This window comes from Bacillus sp. FSL E2-8868 (assembly GCF_038005505.1).
Classification (GTDB): domain Bacteria; phylum Bacillota; class Bacilli; order Bacillales; family Bacillaceae_G; genus Bacillus_A; species Bacillus_A mycoides.
Map to the genome: position 1 here is coordinate 1,060,457 of NZ_JBBOTI010000001.1, position 19,769 is coordinate 1,080,225.

A 19,769-nucleotide genomic window follows, 5' to 3' on the forward strand; every position below is an offset into this window, starting at 1 on the left:
TATATTGATGAAAAATGAGCGCCACGTTTTAGTTGTTTTCCCGCATCCGGATGATGAGTCGTATTGCGTGGCTGGAACAATTTTGGCTTATACTGAGCAGAAAGTCCCTCTTACTTATGTTTGCTTAACACTTGGTGAAATGGGGAGAGCGATGGGGAATCCACCTTTTGCAACTCGTGAATCTTTATATACAATTAGAGAGAAAGAGTTAAAGCGAGCTACAAATATTTTAGGGATTGAAGATTTACGTATGATGGGATATCGTGATAAAACTCTTGAATTTGAAGAGCCTGGAAAATTAAGAAGCTTGATTCAAAACTGTATTGAAGAATTGGATCCTTCTGTAGTTATTTCTTTCTATCCTGGGTATGCAGTTCATCCGGATCACGATGCAACAGGGGAAGCAGTAGTAGAGGCCTTAGCTAATATTTCGGAAAGTAAACGACCAGCCTTTTATGCTGTAGCTTTTTCGAAAAATCATGAAGACGAAATAGGACCTCCAGATTTTAAAAATGAAGTGAAAAAATATGTTCCGAAAAAATTGGAAGCATTACGAGCACATGCATCACAATTTACAACTAAAGTGGATGAGCTGGAAAGGGAGTATGAAGACGGTATTTCAGGCACAGTTGAGTGGTTAGAAAGAGAACCGTTTTGGATATATTCATTCAAAGATAAAAATATGTGATGCTACATCTGAAGGTGATGAATATGTATTTTGAATATAAGAATCGAAAGATTTTTTACAATATAGAAGGATCGGGTCCTGTCATATTGTTTTTACACGGTCTGGGAGGAAATTCGAATAATTGGTTATATCAAAGAAAATACTTCAAGAAGACATGGACCGTAATCTCACTCGATTTACCTGGGCATGGGAAATCCGAAGGGATGGAAATTAGTTTTAAAGAATATTCAAATGTTTTATATGAGTTATGTAATCATTTAAAGCTAAAATCAGTAACAATTTGTGGTCTTTCAAAAGGAGCTAGAGTGGGTATCGATTTTGCTATTCAATATCCACGTTTTGTTTCTAGCTTAATTGTTGTAAATGCATTTCCCTATTTAGAACCGGCAGATCGTAAAGAACGACTTGAAGTATATGATTTACTTAGCTTGCAGGATAAAGGGAAAACTTGGGCTGATACGTTATTGAGAGCAATGGGAGTAGAAGATAATGATGCAATTGTCCGAGGATTTCATCAATCCCTACAAACGATTCATCCGACGCATATTCAAAGGCTATTCGCTGAATTAGTTGATTACGATCAAAGACCATACCTCTCTAACATTGCATGTCCTGCATTAATAATACGAGGAGAGAATGATTATTTTGTTCCGGAAAAGTATGTGAGAGAATTTGAAAAACACCTGAGAAACGTGACTTTCGTTGAGTTGAAAAATAGTGGGCACTTGCCTTATTTAGAACAGCCTACTAGCTTTAATGTGACGGTAGAGGCATTTTTAAATCATGCGCTTGATTAATACCATTTTTGCAGTGAATACTGTTATTAATGAGTTCAGGACACCAGCTTGGAGAGGAGGGAACTAAATGGAATGGCAACCGAATCGTGAAGATAAGATACCAGTTTATAAACAAATTGCTGATTACATTGAAAGAGGCATTTCTACCGGTGAATTCCCTTCTGATAGAAAATTACCTTCCGAGCGTATGTTAGCACAGAATTTACAAGTGAACCGGAGTACGGTCGTAGCTGCTTATGAGGAATTGAAATCACTTGGGGTAGTAGAACGGAAAAAAGGAAGCGGCACTCGGGTGAATACAGATATATGGGGTGTGTCACATAAACGAATACCGAACTGGGGTAGGTACGTTGAGGATGGATCGTTCTTACCTAATGTACCACTTGTTCAACAAATTCGAACGGAAACACAAAAAGATGATTTAATCAATTTAGCGAGTGGTGAATTGTCATCAGATTTAATTCCGAGTGATAGATTTCGAACAATTTTGTCGGAGAAAACATTTATGGGAAATCTCGGTTATGACCATCCGCTTGGAAATGAAATGTTGCGAAAAACCATTGCGGCACATGTCGAGCAATATAAACAAATAGAAGCAGATTCAAGCTCTATTCTTATTACATCTGGAGCTCAGCAAGCACTTAATCTTATCGTTCAATGTTTGTTAAAGCCTGGAGATGCGATTGCAATTGAGGATCCCTCCTATTGTTATTCACTTCCGATGTTTAAATCAGCAGGTTTAAAAATATTCCGTTTACCAGTTGATCAGCATGGTATGAATCCAGATGACTTAATCGATTTGCACAAAAAGCATCGCATTCGTATGGTGTTTTTAAATCCGGATTATCAAAATCCAACTGGAACGGTACTTTCATTGGCAAGACGTAAAAAGGTTTTAGAACTATCTTCTGAATTTGGTATACCGATTGTAGAAGATGATCCGTATAGTTTGACTTCTTTTAATGGAGAAGTGAATCCAACATTGAAATCAATGGATCAAAATGGGAATGTTCTTTATGTGAGCTCATTATCAAAAATTGTTGCATCAGGATTACGTATTGGTTGGGTAATTGGCCCCACGCGCGTAATTGAGAGATTGGCAGATGCGAAGCAGCAAGTTGATTTCGGTCATAGTGTATTTACACAGTGGGTAGCGAACCAATTTTTAGAATCTGAGGATTTTCATACGCATATTACGATGCTCCGTGGACAACTGAAACAAAGAAGAGATGAGTTAATTAGAAAGCTTGAAGAAATATTAGGGGATCAGATTGAATTTTTTGTTCCTGAGGGCGGAATACATTTATGGTGCAAAGTGCAAGGAACGTTTGATGAATATCATTTACTAGGTGAATCTATACAAAATGGTGTAGCATTTGTCCCAGGAAGCGTCCTAGGTTCGAAAAGTGACTATATCCGATTTACTTTTGGCAGAGCGAATGTAGAACAAATTCAGCTTGGAGTTACAAGGTTTGCGGAAACATTAAATGAGATTTCATAATAGCGAAGCGTAATATGGAAATGAGGGAAAGAAATGAAGTACGTGACGCTTTTACTTCAAGTAGGCGTGCTATATGTGTTTAGCTTAGCTGGTACGTGGATTCAAGGAGTATTCCATCTGTCGATGCCAGGAAGTTTAATAGGGATGTTAATATTGTTTCTACTCCTTTCTACTCGTATTTTTCCATTAAAGTGGTTTGAGGTAGGGGCAGAAAAGTTAATAGTATTTTTACCGTTATTTCTAATTCCTTCGACAACAGGATTAATGGAATATGGATCTTTTCTTTTAAGTAAGGGGAGTGTTATATTCCTTTTAGTAGTTGCAAGTACGGTAGTAACATTGATTGTTTCAGGGTATGTAAGTCAATTATTAGTAACATCAAAAAAATAAAATCGACAAGGTGCACGATTCAAATGGTCTTAATTATTATTACTGTAGTAATTTATTTATTGGCGACAAAGTTATATAAAAAATTTACGTTACCATTTACGTTACCGGTATTAACAGTTACAGCAATTATGATTTGCTTATTTTTGATATTTGGTATTTCTCATCATGAGTATAAGGAAAATGGGGGAGACATTCTTTCAGGTTTTTTGAGTCCTGCAATTGTAGCGTTAGCCATACCTCTATTTAAAGAGCGAGAGATACTTATGAAAAACTTTTTAGCGATACTAATCGGCGTAGTGATAGGTATAGTGGCTTTAACGAGTATGAATGTAGTGATTGGTGGAATTTTAAATATAGATAAGGAACTTATATTAACAACTTTACCACAATTAGCGACAATGCCTATTGCCATTTCATTAGCGGATCAAATTGGTGGCATTCCATCTATGACTTCTAGTTTTGTAGTTGTTGCAGGAATAACAGGTGCTATTATCGGACCGACAGTACTTAAGTTTTTCCGAATAACAAGTACGATTGGAAAAGGAGTGGGGATGGGCTGTGCATCACATATTATTGGTGTGAGCCGTCTAGTGAAAGAAGGAGAGAAAGAGGCAACTATCGGTTCGGTAACGATGATTGTAACAGGGATACTTATTAGTATATTAGTACCTTATGGAGTGAAATTTTTATTTTGAAAATTAATGAATCGTAATAAGGAGCATAATACTACTCATTTTAGAGCGTAATGGAGATGATTAAAATGACAACATGGTTTATAGTTACATTATTTATTTTTGGTGCTCTTAAAGTACTAGTTTCTAGTATGCCAACTTCTGTTGTAGAATCAATTATTAGTAGATTTGAGTTACACCAAAAACTTGATGAGGAAAATACTACTGTAACGGTAGATGGGGAAAGTATAGAAGGAGAAATGAAACTTCAAGTTATTCATGAATTTAACGAGGCTTTATTTTTAGATAAACATTATTTTCCGCCGCAAGGGAATGGTACACCGATAGTCATGGAGACGAAGAAAGGAAAAAGAGAGATTAGATTTTCTATATATAGCTACGAGGAACACGTTGATGTAGTAAAGCAATATAAGAAGAAAGTAGTTGCATATCGTTTGCGATCAAAAAGCCTTCAAAGTCGTTCAGTAGCAGTAACTGAAGATTATGCTTAAGGAGAGACCGTTATTATAACGGTCTCTTTATTTTTGCATCCAAGTATATAATTTCCAAATAAGAGAAAAGAAAATGATATATCCAAATAAAGAATAAGCATGATGCCAATTCCCGTTATGTACAAATAAACCTAACCGCTCAGCAACTTGTTCAAAAATACTAGCACAAAGCCCTATTAAAATAATAAATATAGTTCTAGAAACTGCAGATAATGTTTTTGAAATTTGTATGAAAATGATTGTTAAAATTGGTAGCACAAACAACGTAAAGCCTATGTTAACTGAAAATATAGATGAGAAAGGTCTAACTGGAAAGGAATATATTTGTGTATGCACAAAGAAAGCATCTAAGCAAGTTCCAATAATAGAAGAAAGTAAGACTGTAACTAATAATGCTAAAAAATCATTCTTCTTCTCGAAGGAGGACATTTTTCTTTGCGAGAATTGCGAGTTCAATTTTTTCGAGTGTTTTGCAGTAGTCTTCTGTAATTTTTCCATTTATATTTTCCTCCTTATCAACTAAATAATTTACAACTTGCCAATCGTTAAACCAATCTTCATTTTCAACTTCTTCATGTTTCATATCCCGCCATGCATAGATGAGTGCAGGGCTGTATATACGATACGCGTCACTACGTAACTGGCATTTCTTTATTCGGCGTTTATAAAACTCACGTGAAAAAGATTCATTTACACTAGAAAATAAATGAGGCCAGTAATCTTTTCTTGAGCCTGTATGTGGATGGTGATGGACCCAGTTTATTATTTGAGATAAAATATGTGTATCCCGAAATAACAATGAATACAACCGTTTTCCAAGTGAAATTCGTTCATGCAAAGAAGTGAAATGTTTCATTGTATCACCAAATAGTAATACTTTTTGCTTTTTATCATTTTCGTAAAATGGGAAAAGGATATGATTAAACTGAAAAAAATCAAAGAGTTTAAATCCAATACTATTTAATACAGTCTTTTTAAAGTGTGCATTTTGAATAACTCTTTTTTCTAAGTAGTTTTGTTCATTAATAATAGTTGCGATCGCTAATGTTTTTTTGTTACCTGTTTTCCAAAAATCGTTCCACATTGTTTCCATAAATGTAGAAACATTTAAGTGAGTGAGAAGGTGAAATAGCTTTTTTGATTTTTTTACACTTTGCTCATATAGTAAAAATTGAGGATATACATCTTGGAAAATGAGCCAATTTCCTCTTTCTAAAAAAGAGAAAAATGTAATTTGATCTTTCTCGGATAAAAGCCTCGTATATAAATCTCCCTTTAAATCTGTCATATTCCAGCCACCGTTACGTGATACGATATGCCCAAGTAGTGCCCAATGTATTTCTGGATATTGAATGTAAAATTGGTAGTATGCACGTGTTCTTGTGACGTTATTTTTATTTAGTTCTTTTGTCTGAGCTTTAATTTTATCGATGATAAGTTGCTCTTCTTTCGTTAATTTATATATGGTAACAGAAGAGATGAGATCGCTTTTTTGTTGTAACTCGTTTTTCACGTCGAATAGGGAGAGAGGGAGTGCTTTTGAGAATTCTTTAGACGTATTGTTTGAATTGCTTTGGTACATTCCATTACCTCCCTTTTCTATGAGTTTAAATGTGGTATTGGTTATGAATCATTCCATTTATCCCGCTATTAACGAGCAGTAAGACTCCCATCTCAAAAGTCGGCTAAAGCAAAGAAGTTAGGTGAGGGTGGGGCTGCTCGTAAAAGCCCGATTGATTCAACTAATAATCAGTGGGGGATGGACAAAATTCCCCACTAATTAAAGTTTCACTTTATTTTATTACGAGTATAAGAAATAAATGAGCGGTGTTTTTTAAACCAGTAATATAGTTATCATTCAAACAGTATAAAGAAAATCTAATTGCTAAGAAGTGAAATGAAAAACAGAAACTATTAAAAAATAGTTTCTGTTTTTTTATTTTGTCAATTAAATGTAACAAACGACGATTATGATTTGAATCAATTGAAAATAATTCAATAACCTTAATGAATACAATTTGAATTGAAATGTATGGTAGGAGGAAAAGGAATGCTTAATAAAATAATTTTAATTACTGGTGGTACAGGTTCGTGGGGACATGAACTTATAAAACAACTATTAGAAAAATCACCGAAAGAAATTAGAGTTTTTTCAAGGAATGAAACGGTTCAGTTTGAAATGCAGCAACAGTTTATAAATGAAGAGAGACTGAAATTTATTATTGGAGATATTCGTGATAAAGAGCAACTAGTATATGCTTGCCAAGGTGTACATTATGTATTTCATCTTGCAGCTTTAAAGCATGTTCCAGTATGTGAATATTATCCTTATGAAGCTATAAAAACAAATATACATGGTACGCAAAATGTAATTGAAGCATCTATCCAGAATCAAGTTGAGAAAGTTATATATGTTTCAACTGATAAAGCGGCCGATCCATCAAATACGTATGGGATGACAAAAGCAATTGGTGAAAAATTAATGGTTCATGCGAATGTGCAAACGAAGAAAACAAAATTCATTTGTGTTCGTGGCGGAAATGTTTTAGGAACGAGTGGAAGTGTGGTACCGCTTTTTAAAAAGCAAATTAAGCAATCTTCAAAAGTAGGGATTACCGATGCAAATATGACTAGATTTTTCTTAACCATTGAAGATGCTGTTGGATTGTTATTTAAAGCAGCATCTGAAGGAAGAGGAGGAGAAATCTTTGTTATGAAAATGCCAGCATGTAAAATAACGGATTTAGCAAGAATATTGATTGAAGATTCGAAAAAAGAAAACGTGAAGATAAAAGAGGTAGGGATAAGACCTGGTGAAAAATTAAGTGAAATGCTTTTATCTGAGGTAGAGAGTAAAACAAGTATTAGTTTTGATCAAAATTATTTTGTGGTACTACCGACTATTCCTATAGAAGGACTTCAAGAATATTATGCTAGTTATCCGCTTGTGGATGTGAAGAGTTTTAGTTCTCAACAAGACTTACTTACAAAGCATGAGGTGAAACAAATGTTAGAAAAAGGAGGGTTTTTACGATGAAAAGAAATGCGAGCCTTTTAATAACTGGTGCAAATGGCTTCACAGGACGTCATGCTTGCCAATATTTTTTAGAGCAGGGCTTTCATGTAATTCCTATGTTTCAAAATCGTTCACATAGAAAAAAAATCGAAAATGGTATTACTTGTGATTTAACAAATAAGAGTGAAGTAATGAAGGTAATTAAACAAATAAAACCAGACTATGTATTGCATTTAGCAGGAAGAAACTCAGTTAATGAGTCTTGGACAGCTTCTCTGGAATATATAGAGATTAACGTAATAGGGACTTTATATTTATTAGAAGCCATTAAGCAGGAAGCCTCGCATTGTAAAACATTAGTTATAGGATCTGCATTGCAAGCAGATAGTATGAAAAACATAAAAGTTTCAAATCCATATAGTTTAAGTAAAACTATGCAAGTCATTATTGCGGAGGCTTGGGGCGGATTAATGGATTCAAATATTATCATTGCAAAGCCCTCAAATTTAATTGGTCCAGGAGTATCGAATGGTGTTTGTTCAATTCTCGCAAAAAAAATGATAGATATAGAATCGGGTAGAAGTAAAGCGATTATTGAAGTAAACAGTTTGAAAGATAGTAGAGACTTTCTAGATGTACGTGATGCAGTTAAAGCGTATCATGTGTTATTACGTGATGGTATAAATGGAAAACAATATAATATTGGATCAGGAGTAAAACGCTCTTTATTAGATGTATTGGAACAATATAAAGGATTAACACAGTTGAATTTTACTATAAAAGAAACAGAGAATAGTGAGAGCGGCTCAAATGAAAGTTTAGTATTAGAGGATATAAAAAAGTTAGGTTGGGTTCCAGAAATCCCATTTCAGCAATCATTAAAAGATGTACTTGAGTATGCGAAGTGTAGTGACGTCTGCATTTAATGAAAAATATAAAAGGATGTAAGAAATATATGAATTGTTATGAGACTATAAATAATCAAAATATGCTATCGCTTTCGATTGTTGATACGCTGGATTGGAAAGATGAAGAAGAACATGTTTTGCGCATCTATGAGGCGATAAATACATGTCGAGCATATGTGGAAAAGGTTAATCGAAAACCCAAAACAATATATACAGGAACTAGTCCTGTAATCCAAGTCTTTACTCAGTATGAATGTAGTGAGTATGGAAATGATTTTTATGAACTCATCAAAGATCTTTTGCAAGACATAGGTCTGGAGTTAAAGATTTATATAAATCATCGTAAGTTAATGTACATTTGAAAGATTACTATAAAGCTAGACTTTTAATGATAAAGGTGGGATATAAGCTATGAATAAAACGATTCTCTTTACTGGGGGCGGTACAGCCGGACACGTAATGATTAATATGGTATTGATTCCTAAATTTATAGAAAAAGGATGGGGAGTTGAGTATATTGGATCTCAAAATGGAATTGAAAAATTATTAGTTCAAAATGTTAAGTACAATAGTATTTCAACGGGGAAGCTCCGGAGATATTGGGATTGGGAGAACTTTAAAGATCCTTTTAAAATTATAAAAGGCTGCTTACAAAGTTATAAATTAATTAAGAAAATAAAGCCTGACGTTATCTTTTCTGCAGGAGGATTTGTTTCAGTTCCTGTAGTTGTAGGGGCATGGTTAAATAGTGTACCTATCGTAATACGTGAACCAGATAGCACGTTAGGACTTGCAAATAAAATAGCATTACCTTTTGCTACAAAACTATGCACAACATTTCCTCATACAGGGGATAATGTAAGTAACGAGAAGAAGGTTTATGTAGGACCAATTGTAAGGGAAGAAATTGAGAGAGGTAACGTATTACGAGGAAGAAGGTATTGTGAATTTCAGCAAGATAAGCCAGTATTGTTAATAATGGGTGGGAGTCAAGGTGCTAAGTGGATAAATGATATGGTAAGGAAAAGTTTAGATACATTATTATTAAGTTTTAATATTGTTCATATGTGTGGTAAAGGGAAGGTGGATCCTTCTATCGGAATGGAAGGTTATATGCAATTTGAATATATAGGAGAAGAGTTGCCACATATACTGAATATGGCAAGTGTTGTAGTTTCCAGAGCGGGTTCTACTGCTATTTCTGAATTGTTATATTTGAAGAAACCGATGTTGCTTATTCCGTTAACTAATGGTTCCAGTAGAGGGGATCAAGTTTTAAATGCTGACTATTTTTCTAGGCAAGGGTATGCGGAAGTATTACTTCAAGATAGAATAAGCACCAGTACATTTACAGATGTGGTAAATAAGTTGTATGTAAATAAGGAGAGATATATTCAAAACATGAATGGATATAAGAAAACAAATGATGAGGGGATTCATCAATTAATAGATATAATAAATGAAGTGGTGAAGTAATAGAAATTTAAATAGAAAAACAAAACAAAAGGAAAGAAGGTATCTTCTTTCCTTTTTACTATAGTTGTTCAAATTCATTATTACCTATAACGATTACATTCCGTATAGAGTTATATGCATTTTGATTTACTATGGACGAATACCGTTTTCTAACAGCTTAGTAAATGCATTGGCATAAATAGGTTTACTGTAATAGTAACCTTGAATAAACTGACATTTATTTTTTTGAAGGAAATTTACGTGTTCTTTCGTTTCTACGCCTTCAGCAATGACGGACATTCCTAATGTATTTGCTAATGTGATGATTGTTTTAATGATTTCCATTCCATCTTCACACGTTTCAGACATTGTAATAAATTCTCTTGGGATTTTTAACGTATCGATTGGATATAAAGGTAAGTAGGCTAGGGAAGAATAACCTGTACCAAAGTCGTCGATTGAAATGTGAATCCCTAAACTTTTTAGTGTACGCAGTTTTATCAATGTTTCTCTCTCATCCATCATTGCAATTCGTTCTGTTAATTCTAGATCAAGGGAACTTGCTGGTAAGCCTGTAGTTGCTAAAGTAGAAGAAATAGATTTTACAAAGCCTTCTTGTTCAAATTCTTTAGCAGATAAATTTACCCCTATTTTTAATTGCGAATATCCGAGTGCGTGCCAACGTTTCATTTGCTCACAAGCCTGCTGTAATGTCCATTTTCCTATTGGAATAATTTGTAGTGTTTCTTCTGCAATCGGAATAAACTCGTATGGAGAAATAACACCTAATTCAGGATGATTCCACCTGATTAAAGCTTCTGCACCGATAATTTTATTAGATTCACTATCAACTTGAGGTTGATACAAAAGGAACAATTCTTCATTTTGTATTGCGTTTGGTAAATCTTTTTCTAATCGTAATCGTCTTTCGATTTTTTTAGCGATTACATCGTCATAGATAGAGACAGAGTTAAGCTCTTTTGCCTTTGCATCATACATTGCAACATTAGCGTTTTTCAGAAGTGTAGCGGTATCGATTCCGGAATGTGGATAAATGGAGATACCGATACTCAGTGATAAAGTTAATTTATGCTCATGTATGACAAACGGCTTTTCCATGCTTTCAAATAATTGGTTACATAACTCGAATAAGGAATCTTCGTCAGTATAGTTTTCAATTAAGATTGTAAACTCATCACCACCGATTCTTGACAGATGAGTATGTGATGGAAGACATGATTGGAAACGTTTTGCTACTTCTTCTAATATGTAATCACCTGACGAATGTCCAAGTGTATCGTTAATTACTTTAAAGCGATCTAAATCTAAATATAATAATGCAAACTCACTTTGTGTTGTTTGAGCATTTTTTATAAATTTTCTTAACTTCCTATGGAAAAAGGATCGGTTCCCAATTTTCGTTACAGTATCGTGGAATGCTAAATATTTTATTTCTTCTTGTTGTTTTTTTAGTGCGGTAATATCCTTTACCATAATATAGCTTCCTGAAATTTGTCCATCTATCATAATAGGAACGATGGTAACGTATAAAAAATAAGTAAAGCCATCTTTATATTGAGAACTAAGTTGTAAGGATGCTGATTCTTGTTGTTTAACTTTTTCTAATGCAGATATCAGTTTATGTTTATCTGCATCTAAAATAATAGAAAAACATGTCTCACCAAGTAACTCGTTCGTTGGTGCTCCAAGTAGTATGCTTCCTGCTTTATTTACATTTAAGAATATTCCATTTAAATCAATCGTAAAAATGGGATCAGGATGATATTCATATAATGATTTGAATTTTTGTTGTTTCTGAGATAGGGCCTCTGATTTATGGACTAAATCAGAAGTTCTTAAAGTAACTTTTTCTTCTAGTTGAGCATTAAATACTTGTAAACGTTTTGTTAGGGTGTCGTTTTGCATACGCACAATAGAATGGCGAATAAGTACGAAAACAAAAGCGATACAATTTCCTGTAATGAGAGTTGAAGACGATGTTTGTTCTTTTAATGTAAACCCGATTAGTATTGCAACAGCAAGATAGGGAAATACGACTAATACTTTTTTTCCTAGTATAGGGTTTACAATGAAATAATTTTTATGGCTATTATCATCTTCTGAAATAGACCCAGCTATTGCGATAAGCAATATAGGTATTCTATATAAAAGACGTAAAAATGTTATAGTGTCAGTTGATAAATGGGTATTTAAGTAAAAATAAATATAGTTAAAAGTTGCAGAACTAATCAATACAAAAATAAAGATATAAATTTTCCGCTTGGACTTAAAAATTGTTGGGCGGAAAAAGAGACTAACACCTAGTAGAAGAAATAATAGATCTGCAATTGGATATAGAAATGAAAGGAAAATATCTCCGAGTGAAAGTGAGAATATATTTAAATTTGGCTGATTAAATAAATACCATTCTAATGTGAATATGGAAGTAAGTACTATACATATATCACAAATAAAGAAAGCTCTTTCCCATTCAGTGCATTCTTTTAAGATCTTATAGCAAAAAGCGATAAGGCAGAAGAATAGAAAAAACATGTAAAATACATCAGAAATAGTAAAATGATGTATTGGAAGTTCGAAAAAGGTATCTTGATACGTATATACTACTTTTCCTAATAAAAAACTACCAATTGCAATTGTAATACATATCCAAAAAGGATTTGAACTAACTTTTTTAGAGTATATAGAGTAAATTAGCGATATAAATGTAATGACTTCAACGATGAGTGAAGCGAAGCGTACATTGAAATTTGAAAAATTAGTAGGGAACAGAAAGAAAAACATAAAATAGATTGAATAGCATATTAATGTTGTGATTAATATACATAGCTGTAAATTTTTATTTAATTTCAAAAAAATCACCTTCTTTAAGTATGTACTATATTCGTAATATCTATACGTAATAATATTACTTAAGGATTGTATCAGATTTCCTTATAAAAAGCATGCTTATAAGGAAAAAAACAAGAGTGCAATAATTCTTGAAAATGAAAAAACACTACATTTAATGATTTTTAGTGTATCAAGATTTTAGATGGGAATTGTATATTTAGTCATCCAGTATATTTTAAAGGTTTTTTAGTGCTTTGCAAGTGGAGATGCAAATTTGCATATAAAATGATGGGATTTTCTTTCTAGGTGAGTTTTTGATTGTTATAGGCTAGTAAGTAACACCTTTGTATGTATCTATTTTCATACTAATGAGGGATTTCAAAAATGTTTTAAGTATATACAATAAAATATAGTCATTCATTACGTTTTTAGTATGGGAGGAAAAGCATGAAAAATTGGGTGAAGTTTCGAATAGCACGTCCAACAGATAAGTTTGAAGAGGTTATAGCATTCTATGAAAAAGGATTAGGTTTAAAGCGTATAGGTGAATTTTACGGTCATGAAGGTTACGATGGCGTCATGTTTGGACTACCAGATGAAGAATATCATTTAGAATTTACAAGATATATAGATGGGAGCCCATGTCCAGCTCCAACAAAAGATAACTTACTTGTATTTTACATGCGAGAAGATAGTGAAATGAAAAAAGTGAGTAAAAGGCTGCATACAATGGGGTATGGTGAAGTAGAACCAGAAAATCCGTATTGGAAAAAAAAGGGGATAACGATAGAAGATCCGGATGGTTGGAGAATTGTATTGATGAAAATAGAAGAATGAGGTGTGGCGAAACTAGAGGAGAAAGACGTTTCGAGTTTTGATAGTGTAAAAGAAAATATATATAAGCTTCCTTGAATGGGATAAAATCAAGGGGGAAGTTTTTTTGTGAGTTTATCTGAAGATTAACATTTGATAATTTGTTCTGGAAAGATATGAAATAAGAACGTATATTCTTATGGGTTGATAGTCATGTCTTTAAAGAGGGATATAGAAAAGGGAGGAATTATGAATACATATATCTATATGGTTAGGCATGGTGAATCGCCAAAATTAGAAGGAAATGAAAGAACACGTGGATTAACTGAGAAGGGAATTTTAGATGCTCAAAGAATAACTGAGATATTAGAAACAGAGGGAATTAATACTTTCATTTCAAGTCCGTATAAGAGGGCTATGTTAACGATAGAAGAGTCAGCGAATCTCCATGAAAAAGAAATGTTAGTATATGAAGATCTTAAAGAGTGTAAGTTTTCAAATGAAAATAAAATTATATCGGATAAGGAAGTGTACCCACTTGTAAAGGAGATGTTTTTTAATCCAGAATATGCACTGACAGATGGAGAGTCATATGCGGATTGTCAGCGAAGAGTAGTGAGAGTGTTAAAAGAAATATTAATGAATTTTCAAGGACATAAAATTGTAATTGGTACACATGGGCTTGTAATGACACTAATGATGAACTATTTTGATAATCAATATGGACTTGAATTTTTAATGAATACATCCAAACCGGATATATATAAGCTAGAATTTAAAGAAGAGCAATTAATGAATGTAGAGAGATTATGGAGAGAAGAATGAAATGGGGTATATGGAGTGTGTTTTAAAAATTACTTTTAAAACACACTCTTTTGCATTAAGTTGAGTTTTAAATATTTTCACTAATACGTTCTTTGTTTTTGTTATTTAAAGTATGTAAGAGTTTTTGAAATACCTTAAATGAATGCTGGAATATTGGACTTTGAATAAAAGTGTATAGAAAAGTTACGATAAAAACAAGACCTCCTAGCATGAATCCAATGACTAGTACAAAGCATTCTACAATGATTCGAGCACGGCTAATAGATAACCCAGTTTTGTCAGAAATGGTAAGCATGAATCCATCGCGGGGTCCAGCACCAATGCCAGCCGCGACGTACATGCCGCCCCCAATTCCTGTAATTGCAATACCAGAAAATAAAATGAGTAAGTTTATCCATAAATAATCACTAGCGTTTGGAAGGATTTTTGATTGTAAGAAAAAGTCCATAATAGGACCGATAAGTAGTGCATTTAAAAATGTGCCCACGTTTATATATTTTCGATCTACTAGTAAAGAGATAAGAACGAGACATAATCCACATATGACACTCCAAGTACCAATTGTCCACCCAAACCGTTGGTAGAGAGCCATATTTAAAACTTCCCAAGGATGTAAACCGAGGAATTTAACTTTGACTGCGAGAGCATTTCCAAGTCCAAAAAAAATTAATCCTAGGAAAAAAAGAAAATAGCGAAAGAGAGTTAGCCTCATCTTTAAAACCTCCCAATATATAATGATGTATATTACATGTTTGAATTTAAATGTACAAATGTTATGTCTTTTTATGATTTATTAAAAATGTAAATGGATATATATTTTCACAGTCAAAAAAGTTAAAATATTTCGTTATAAGGATTATAATAGAGAGAGAACTATAAAAGGAGTGAACGAATTTGAAACAAGAACTTATTGAAAGATTTACGAGATATGTAAAGATTGATACACAATCAAATGAAGAAAGTCATACAGTGCCTACAACACCAGGGCAAATTGAGTTTGGTAAGTTATTAGTGGAAGAGTTGAAAGAGATTGGGTTATCAGAAGTGACGATGGATGAAAAAGGTTACGTAATGGCAACACTGCCTGCTAATACAGATAAGGATGTTCCTGTAATCGGCTTTTTAGCTCATTTAGACACAGCAACAGATTTTACAGGGAAAAACGTAAAACCACAAATTCATGAAAATTTTGATGGTAATGCGATTACGTTAAATGAAGAATTAAATGTTGTGTTAACACCTGAACAGTTCCCGGAATTACCATCATATAAAGGACATACAATTATTACAACTGATGGTACAACACTTCTTGGAGCAGATGATAAAGCTGGTCTTACAGAAATCATGGTCGCAATGAATTATTTAATACATAATCCGCAAATTAAGCATGGAAAAATAAGAGTAGCATTTACACCGGATGAAGAAATTGGCCGTGGACCATCGCATTTTGATGTAGAAGCGTTTGGTGCATCGTTTGCTTATACAATGGACGGAGGTCCATTAGGTGGTTTAGAATATGAGAGTTTTAACGCTGCAAGTGCCAAATTAACTTTTAGAGGGACAAATACACATCCTGGAACAGCGAAAAACAAAATGCGTAACGCAAGTAAACTCGCTATGGAATTCGATAGACAGTTGCCAGTAGAAGAGGCGCCAGAATATACAGAGGGATATGAAGGGTTTTATCATTTACTCTCTTTAAATGGTGATGTCGAGCAAAGTAAAGCTTACTATATTATTCGAGATTTTGATCGTAATCATTTTGAAGCGCGTAAAAATAACATTAAAGATATTGTGAAAAACATGCAAGAGAAGTACGGCGAAGATGCAATCGTTTTAGAGATGAATGATCAGTATTATAATATGCTTGAAAAAATTGAACCGGTGAGAGAAATTGTTGATATTGCGTATGAGGCAATGAAAAGTTTAAATATTGAACCGAATATTCATCCAATTCGCGGTGGAACAGATGGATCGCAATTATCATATATGGGATTACCAACGCCAAATATTTTCACTGGTGGTGAAAACTATCACGGTAAATTTGAGTATGTTTCGGTAGATACTATGGAAAAAGCTGTTCAAGTAATTGTAGAAATCGTAAGACGATTTGAAGAACAAGCTTAAAAAGAGAACCAAGTAGTAATGAAGTGCTACTTGGTTCTTTTCTATAGTAAAAAATACAAAGTGAAACTTGTTACAAGACGTTTGTAAAAGGGGGAAATGTTATGAGTGAAAATCAGTTTCATGGTTATATAGGGACATATACCAAAGCAGAGAGTAAGGGGATTTATAAATTTATACTTGATACGAACATCGGAGAACTTAAAGGGATTGAATTAGCAGCTCATATAGGAAGTCCGACATATGTAACGATTAGTCATAACAACGAGTACCTTTATTCTGTTGCGAAAGATAATGGGTTAGGTGGAATTGCTAGTTTTTCTATTCATAATAAATCCGGTAATCTAAATTCGATTAGCATGCAAGTTTTAGAAGGGGCATCGCCGTGCTATGTAAGTGTGAATCGGGAGAATAGTATAGTAGTAGCAGCTAATTATCATAAAGGAACAGTAGAGTCCTATTTAGTGAAAAAGGATAATGGAAGTTTAAATGCTGCTACGGTAATTGTAGAACATAAAGGGTCAGGACCAAATAAGGAAAGGCAAGAAAAGGCACATGCTCATTATATAGATTTTACTCCTGATGAAAAATATGTAGTAGCAGTTGATTTAGGAATAGACAAGGTGATTACATATAAAGAAAGTGATGGAGAACTAATAGAAGTTACACGGTTATCTGTAAAACATGGTAGTGGTCCAAGGCATCTTATATTTCATCCAAGTGCGCAGTATGCATATGTTATGACAGAATTAAGTTCAGAGATTATTGTACTTCAATATGATGCAAAGAGTGGCAGTTTTAAAGAAAAACAATACATTTCTACATTACCTGAAGATTTTAGAAAAGATAGTTACGGAAGTGCAATTCACATTTCTTCTGATGGCAAGTTTGTTTACGCAGCAAATAGGGGACATAATAGTATCGCGGTTTTCCGAGTGAATGAGCACAATGGAGAGCTCGCTTTTATTGAAACAGTATCGACAGAAGGGGATTGGCCACGTGATTTTTCTTTAGATCCGGATGAAAAATTTTTAATTGCAGCGAATGAAAGATCTAATACTTTGACTTTATTTGCTAGGGATGAAATGACAGGTGAGCTAACGCTTGTACAGACGGACGTAAATGTTCCAGAGCCAGTATGTGTGAAGTTTTTACATGTGAAAAAATAGATAGGTTTCCCTATCTATTTTTTATTAGGAAATTTTAATATAGCACCCGCCACAAATAAAAAGTCGCGTAAGACTCCCAATTTGTCCAATTTGATGCAAATTCTTTTATTTCATTTTTAGTCGGTTTCTTTTCGGCACCTGTTATAAATTTAATTGCATTATGCAAACCAACATCATCAATTGGAAAAGCTGAAGGGAATCGTAAACAACGCATCAAAACATAGTGAGCTGTCCATGGCCCTATACCGCGAATGCTAGTTAATTGTTTTTCAGCTTGCTTCACATCTTGTATTTGTAATAGAGATTCTTTTGATAATTTACCTTCTGTAATGAGCTGCGCGACGTCAATTAAGTATTCGCACTTTCTTGTAGTCATTTTTAATGTTGCGAGATCTTCTACATCTAAATTTGCTATTACTTCAGGTGATGGGAATATCCAATGTTTTCTACCGTTCCAATCTACATAATCGCCAAAATTTTCGACTAATCTTCTTTTTAGAGTATAGGCATATGTGAGGTTGATTTGTTGACCTAGAATCCCCCAGCATAGTGCTTCAAATAAATCCGGAATTCCCAAAGTACGAAGACCGTAAAATTCTTTAATGGGTTTTTGAAGGAGTGGGTCGTGTTTAGCTAATTTATAGAAGGGAGCTAAATCAGTAGTTAAATCAAACCACTCTTTTACATAGTTAGATACGGCATCGTGTGCCCATTTTTCAGAGACATATGATGCTCCTAAAAAACGTATTTGAATATTACTATTGGCATTCAAACCAATTTCAACTAATGGATTTATGTTTTGAACAGGAATGACTTTATAGATTTTATTGTTTTCAATATGAAACATACATTCATTTTTAGAACGCGATAGATAGCGTAAGTTTTCTTGAAAACTAAATTCTTTTGGAACTACTAAAGTCAATGCGCTATTATATTCTGCTGTCATATGAATTCCACCGGTAACTTTTCTAATGTAAGCAATTCTTTCTTCATTTCTAATCCGCCTCTAAAACCAGTTAGTTTTCCATCTTTTCCTATAACGCGATGGCAAGGAATTGTAATAAGAAGTGGGTTGGCAGCAATAGCAGAAGCAACGGCACGTACAGCTGTAGGTTTTTGAATTCTTTCTGCAATTTCTGAATAAGAATATGTTTTTCCATAAGGAATTTCACGTACCGTATTCCAAACAGATAATTGAAATTCAGTTCCGTAAGCATCAATAGGGAATGTAAAAGTTTCTCGCTTGTTTTCTAAATACTCGATAACTTCTTTCGTATATGTTAGCAGGTAATCTGGATTGTGAGTCAATATATGCTGTGGCAGTTTTTTTCTAGCCCACAAATTTAGTTCTTCAAAGTTTTCGTCTTGAGATCCAATGAAACATAGTCCATTTTCAGTTGCAGCAATATGCAAGCACCAATTTTTATGTGTAATTAGCGCCCAATATATAGATTTATTTTTATAGGAATTCATTATTGTATCCCTCTTTCATTTCGTTCTTTTTTCGATATTCAGTAGGAGTAAATCCGGTTTTCTTTTTAAATAAAGTTGCGAAATACTCCGAGTTTTCTATCCCGACAGCAGTACTAATTTCCTTAACGGATTGATTTGTATGTGAAAGATATTCTGCCGCTTTTTTAATTCTGAATTGCTGTATATATTCTATTGGACTAATCCCTACAATTTTCTTGAAAGTGCGTTGTAGATGATAAGGGCTACCATGGCATATTTCTGCGAGTAAGTCGAGGGTTAGCACGTCACAATAATGTTTTTGGATATATTCTTTAATTTGCTCTACCCATTCTTCATTAGGTAAAGTTAGCCCGTTTGGTTTACAACGTTTACACGGACGAAAATTTTCATGTAATGCTTGCTCTGCCTTAAGAAAAATACGTACATTGTTTTTATTCGGTATTCTCGATTTACATGATGGTCGGCAAAAAATACCGGTTGATTTTACAGCGTAAAAGAATTTGTCATCATATGTGGAGTCATTATGAATAATTGCTTGCCAATACTCATTTGTTACTGTGAACTCTTCATTATGCAC

General features: G+C 33.7%; 21 protein-coding genes. 14 read left to right on the forward strand and 7 right to left on the reverse strand.

All coding sequences use genetic code 11. The features are described from left to right. Nucleotides 1-7: 7 nt before the first annotated feature. The 6 genes from bshB2 to NSS74_RS05675 all read left to right on the forward strand — a co-directional run bounded on the left by bshB2 (nt 8) and on the right by NSS74_RS05675 (nt 4,559). Nucleotides 8-688 (forward strand): bacillithiol biosynthesis deacetylase BshB2, encoded by a 681-nt coding sequence (bshB2, locus tag NSS74_RS05650; RefSeq protein ID WP_002033712.1) that lies wholly within the window; start codon nt 8-10, stop codon nt 686-688. Continuing rightward, nucleotides 688-1,485 (forward strand): alpha/beta fold hydrolase, encoded by a 798-nt coding sequence (locus tag NSS74_RS05655; RefSeq protein ID WP_002142829.1) that lies wholly within the window; start codon nt 688-690, stop codon nt 1,483-1,485. Before bshB2 ends, NSS74_RS05655 begins: the two co-directional genes overlap by 1 nt. A 67-nt stretch (nt 1,486-1,552) precedes the next feature. Further along, entirely contained in the window at nt 1,553-2,986 is a 1,434-nt protein-coding gene (pdxR, locus tag NSS74_RS05660) for a MocR-like pyridoxine biosynthesis transcription factor PdxR (RefSeq protein ID WP_002142827.1), read from the forward strand. Between the two features lie 33 nt (nt 2,987-3,019). Then, nucleotides 3,020-3,376 carry a CidA/LrgA family holin-like protein gene (locus NSS74_RS05665; RefSeq protein ID WP_002014630.1) on the forward strand — a complete coding sequence of 119 codons (357 nt, stop codon included), beginning with the start codon at nt 3,020-3,022 and terminating at the stop codon, nt 3,374-3,376. Nucleotides 3,377-3,399: 23 nt separating this feature from the next. Continuing rightward, nucleotides 3,400-4,071, forward strand: coding sequence for an LrgB family protein (locus tag NSS74_RS05670; protein ID WP_002142825.1), 672 nt, complete (start codon nt 3,400-3,402; stop codon nt 4,069-4,071). A 65-nt stretch (nt 4,072-4,136) separates the two neighbouring features. Next, on the forward strand, nt 4,137-4,559 hold the full coding sequence (locus NSS74_RS05675; protein WP_002088014.1) for a YfmQ family protein: 423 nt from the start codon (nt 4,137-4,139) through the stop codon (nt 4,557-4,559). 27 nt (nt 4,560-4,586) lie between these two features. On the opposite strand, the gene NSS74_RS05680 is transcribed toward NSS74_RS05675, so the two are convergent. Further along, nucleotides 4,587-4,988 (reverse strand): CBO0543 family protein, encoded by a 402-nt coding sequence (locus NSS74_RS05680; RefSeq protein WP_002128679.1) that lies wholly within the window; start codon nt 4,986-4,988, stop codon nt 4,587-4,589. Further along, nucleotides 4,963-6,141 carry a DUF2515 domain-containing protein gene (locus NSS74_RS05685; RefSeq protein WP_002128677.1) on the reverse strand — a complete coding sequence of 393 codons (1,179 nt, stop codon included), beginning with the start codon at nt 6,139-6,141 and terminating at the stop codon, nt 4,963-4,965. Before NSS74_RS05685 ends, NSS74_RS05680 begins: the two co-directional genes overlap by 26 nt. Before the next feature lie 468 nt (nt 6,142-6,609). Here NSS74_RS05685 and NSS74_RS05690 point away from each other — a divergent pair, with 468 nt between their 5' ends. The 4 genes from NSS74_RS05690 to NSS74_RS05705 are packed head-to-tail and all read left to right on the forward strand — an operon-like array spanning nt 6,610 to nt 9,959. Next, the gene (locus tag NSS74_RS05690; RefSeq protein ID WP_002142824.1) at nt 6,610-7,596 is read left to right on the forward strand and encodes a UDP-N-acetylglucosamine 4,6-dehydratase family protein; all 987 of its coding nucleotides are present in this window, start codon (nt 6,610-6,612) and stop codon (nt 7,594-7,596) included. After that, nucleotides 7,593-8,501: an NAD-dependent epimerase/dehydratase family protein gene (locus NSS74_RS05695; RefSeq protein WP_002142823.1), complete on the forward strand. Its 909-nt coding sequence runs from the start codon at nt 7,593-7,595 to the stop codon at nt 8,499-8,501. The genes NSS74_RS05690 and NSS74_RS05695 overlap by 4 nt, the downstream gene beginning before the upstream one ends. Next, nucleotides 8,501-8,845, forward strand: a complete 345-nt coding sequence (locus NSS74_RS05700; protein ID WP_002033638.1) for a DUF6572 domain-containing protein — start codon at nt 8,501-8,503, stop codon at nt 8,843-8,845. Before NSS74_RS05695 ends, NSS74_RS05700 begins: the two co-directional genes overlap by 1 nt. Before the next feature lie 49 nt (nt 8,846-8,894). Continuing rightward, complete coding sequence (locus NSS74_RS05705; protein WP_002142820.1) at nt 8,895-9,959, forward strand: undecaprenyldiphospho-muramoylpentapeptide beta-N-acetylglucosaminyltransferase; 1,065 nt, start codon at nt 8,895-8,897, stop codon at nt 9,957-9,959. Between the two features lie 129 nt (nt 9,960-10,088). Here NSS74_RS05705 and NSS74_RS05710 read toward each other — a convergent pair whose 3' ends face one another. Then, entirely contained in the window at nt 10,089-12,809 is a 2,721-nt protein-coding gene (locus NSS74_RS05710; RefSeq protein ID WP_002142818.1) for a putative bifunctional diguanylate cyclase/phosphodiesterase, read from the reverse strand. Between the two features lie 426 nt (nt 12,810-13,235). Between NSS74_RS05710 and NSS74_RS05715 the strand changes: the two genes are divergently transcribed. Together NSS74_RS05715 and NSS74_RS05720 are read left to right on the forward strand one after the other, a co-directional pair. Continuing rightward, complete coding sequence (locus tag NSS74_RS05715) at nt 13,236-13,625, forward strand: VOC family protein (RefSeq protein ID WP_002142817.1); 390 nt, start codon at nt 13,236-13,238, stop codon at nt 13,623-13,625. 225 nt (nt 13,626-13,850) lie between these two features. After that, nucleotides 13,851-14,426 carry a histidine phosphatase family protein gene (locus NSS74_RS05720; protein ID WP_002142816.1) on the forward strand — a complete coding sequence of 192 codons (576 nt, stop codon included), beginning with the start codon at nt 13,851-13,853 and terminating at the stop codon, nt 14,424-14,426. A 67-nt stretch (nt 14,427-14,493) separates the two neighbouring features. Here the strand turns inward: NSS74_RS05720 and NSS74_RS05725 are convergent, their stop codons facing one another. Continuing rightward, the gene (locus tag NSS74_RS05725; protein ID WP_340813248.1) at nt 14,494-15,138 is read right to left on the reverse strand and encodes a YczE/YyaS/YitT family protein; all 645 of its coding nucleotides are present in this window, start codon (nt 15,136-15,138) and stop codon (nt 14,494-14,496) included. Nucleotides 15,139-15,320: 182 nt separating this feature from the next. Here NSS74_RS05725 and pepT point away from each other — a divergent pair, with 182 nt between their 5' ends. Beyond that, nucleotides 15,321-16,553: a peptidase T gene (gene pepT, locus NSS74_RS05730; protein WP_002142815.1), complete on the forward strand. Its 1,233-nt coding sequence runs from the start codon at nt 15,321-15,323 to the stop codon at nt 16,551-16,553. 101 nt (nt 16,554-16,654) lie between these two features. Beyond that, a complete protein-coding gene (locus NSS74_RS05735; RefSeq protein WP_002142814.1) occupies nt 16,655-17,719 on the forward strand; it encodes a lactonase family protein in 1,065 nt (354 codons plus the stop codon). A 34-nt stretch (nt 17,720-17,753) separates the two neighbouring features. On the opposite strand, the gene NSS74_RS05740 is transcribed toward NSS74_RS05735, so the two are convergent. The 3 genes from NSS74_RS05740 to NSS74_RS05750 are packed head-to-tail and all read right to left on the reverse strand — an operon-like array spanning nt 17,754 to nt 19,769. Next, entirely contained in the window at nt 17,754-18,665 is a 912-nt protein-coding gene (locus tag NSS74_RS05740; RefSeq protein WP_002142813.1) for a DNA-3-methyladenine glycosylase family protein, read from the reverse strand. Continuing rightward, on the reverse strand, nt 18,662-19,192 hold the full coding sequence (locus NSS74_RS05745) for a methylated-DNA--[protein]-cysteine S-methyltransferase (protein WP_002185104.1): 531 nt from the start codon (nt 19,190-19,192) through the stop codon (nt 18,662-18,664). The genes NSS74_RS05740 and NSS74_RS05745 overlap by 4 nt, the downstream gene beginning before the upstream one ends. Continuing rightward, on the reverse strand, nt 19,179-19,769 hold the full coding sequence (locus tag NSS74_RS05750) for a bifunctional transcriptional activator/DNA repair enzyme AdaA (protein WP_002185105.1): 591 nt from the start codon (nt 19,767-19,769) through the stop codon (nt 19,179-19,181). Before NSS74_RS05750 ends, NSS74_RS05745 begins: the two co-directional genes overlap by 14 nt.

What these genes read in the sequence shown, in the direction of transcription:
- bshB2 (WP_002033712.1), top strand. Translation starts at nt 8, where the DNA reads ATGAAAAATGAGCGCCACGTTTTAGTTGTTTTCCCGCATCCGGATGAT.
- NSS74_RS05740 (WP_002142813.1), bottom strand. Translation starts at nt 18,665, where the DNA reads ATGACAGCAGAATATAATAGCGCATTGACTTTAGTAGTTCCAAAAGAA.
- NSS74_RS05670 (WP_002142825.1), top strand. Translation starts at nt 3,400, where the DNA reads ATGGTCTTAATTATTATTACTGTAGTAATTTATTTATTGGCGACAAAG.
- NSS74_RS05655 (WP_002142829.1), top strand. Translation starts at nt 688, where the DNA reads ATGCTACATCTGAAGGTGATGAATATGTATTTTGAATATAAGAATCGA.
- NSS74_RS05675 (WP_002088014.1), top strand. Translation starts at nt 4,137, where the DNA reads ATGACAACATGGTTTATAGTTACATTATTTATTTTTGGTGCTCTTAAA.
- NSS74_RS05735 (WP_002142814.1), top strand. Translation starts at nt 16,655, where the DNA reads ATGAGTGAAAATCAGTTTCATGGTTATATAGGGACATATACCAAAGCA.
- NSS74_RS05680 (WP_002128679.1), bottom strand. Translation starts at nt 4,988, where the DNA reads ATGTCCTCCTTCGAGAAGAAGAATGATTTTTTAGCATTATTAGTTACA.
- NSS74_RS05685 (WP_002128677.1), bottom strand. Translation starts at nt 6,141, where the DNA reads ATGTACCAAAGCAATTCAAACAATACGTCTAAAGAATTCTCAAAAGCA.
- NSS74_RS05705 (WP_002142820.1), top strand. Translation starts at nt 8,895, where the DNA reads ATGAATAAAACGATTCTCTTTACTGGGGGCGGTACAGCCGGACACGTA.
- NSS74_RS05715 (WP_002142817.1), top strand. Translation starts at nt 13,236, where the DNA reads ATGAAAAATTGGGTGAAGTTTCGAATAGCACGTCCAACAGATAAGTTT.
- NSS74_RS05745 (WP_002185104.1), bottom strand. Translation starts at nt 19,192, where the DNA reads ATGAATTCCTATAAAAATAAATCTATATATTGGGCGCTAATTACACAT.
- NSS74_RS05700 (WP_002033638.1), top strand. Translation starts at nt 8,501, where the DNA reads ATGAAAAATATAAAAGGATGTAAGAAATATATGAATTGTTATGAGACT.
- NSS74_RS05720 (WP_002142816.1), top strand. Translation starts at nt 13,851, where the DNA reads ATGAATACATATATCTATATGGTTAGGCATGGTGAATCGCCAAAATTA.
- pdxR (WP_002142827.1), top strand. Translation starts at nt 1,553, where the DNA reads ATGGAATGGCAACCGAATCGTGAAGATAAGATACCAGTTTATAAACAA.
- NSS74_RS05665 (WP_002014630.1), top strand. Translation starts at nt 3,020, where the DNA reads ATGAAGTACGTGACGCTTTTACTTCAAGTAGGCGTGCTATATGTGTTT.
- NSS74_RS05725 (WP_340813248.1), bottom strand. Translation starts at nt 15,138, where the DNA reads ATGAGGCTAACTCTCTTTCGCTATTTTCTTTTTTTCCTAGGATTAATT.
- NSS74_RS05690 (WP_002142824.1), top strand. Translation starts at nt 6,610, where the DNA reads ATGCTTAATAAAATAATTTTAATTACTGGTGGTACAGGTTCGTGGGGA.
- NSS74_RS05695 (WP_002142823.1), top strand. Translation starts at nt 7,593, where the DNA reads ATGAAAAGAAATGCGAGCCTTTTAATAACTGGTGCAAATGGCTTCACA.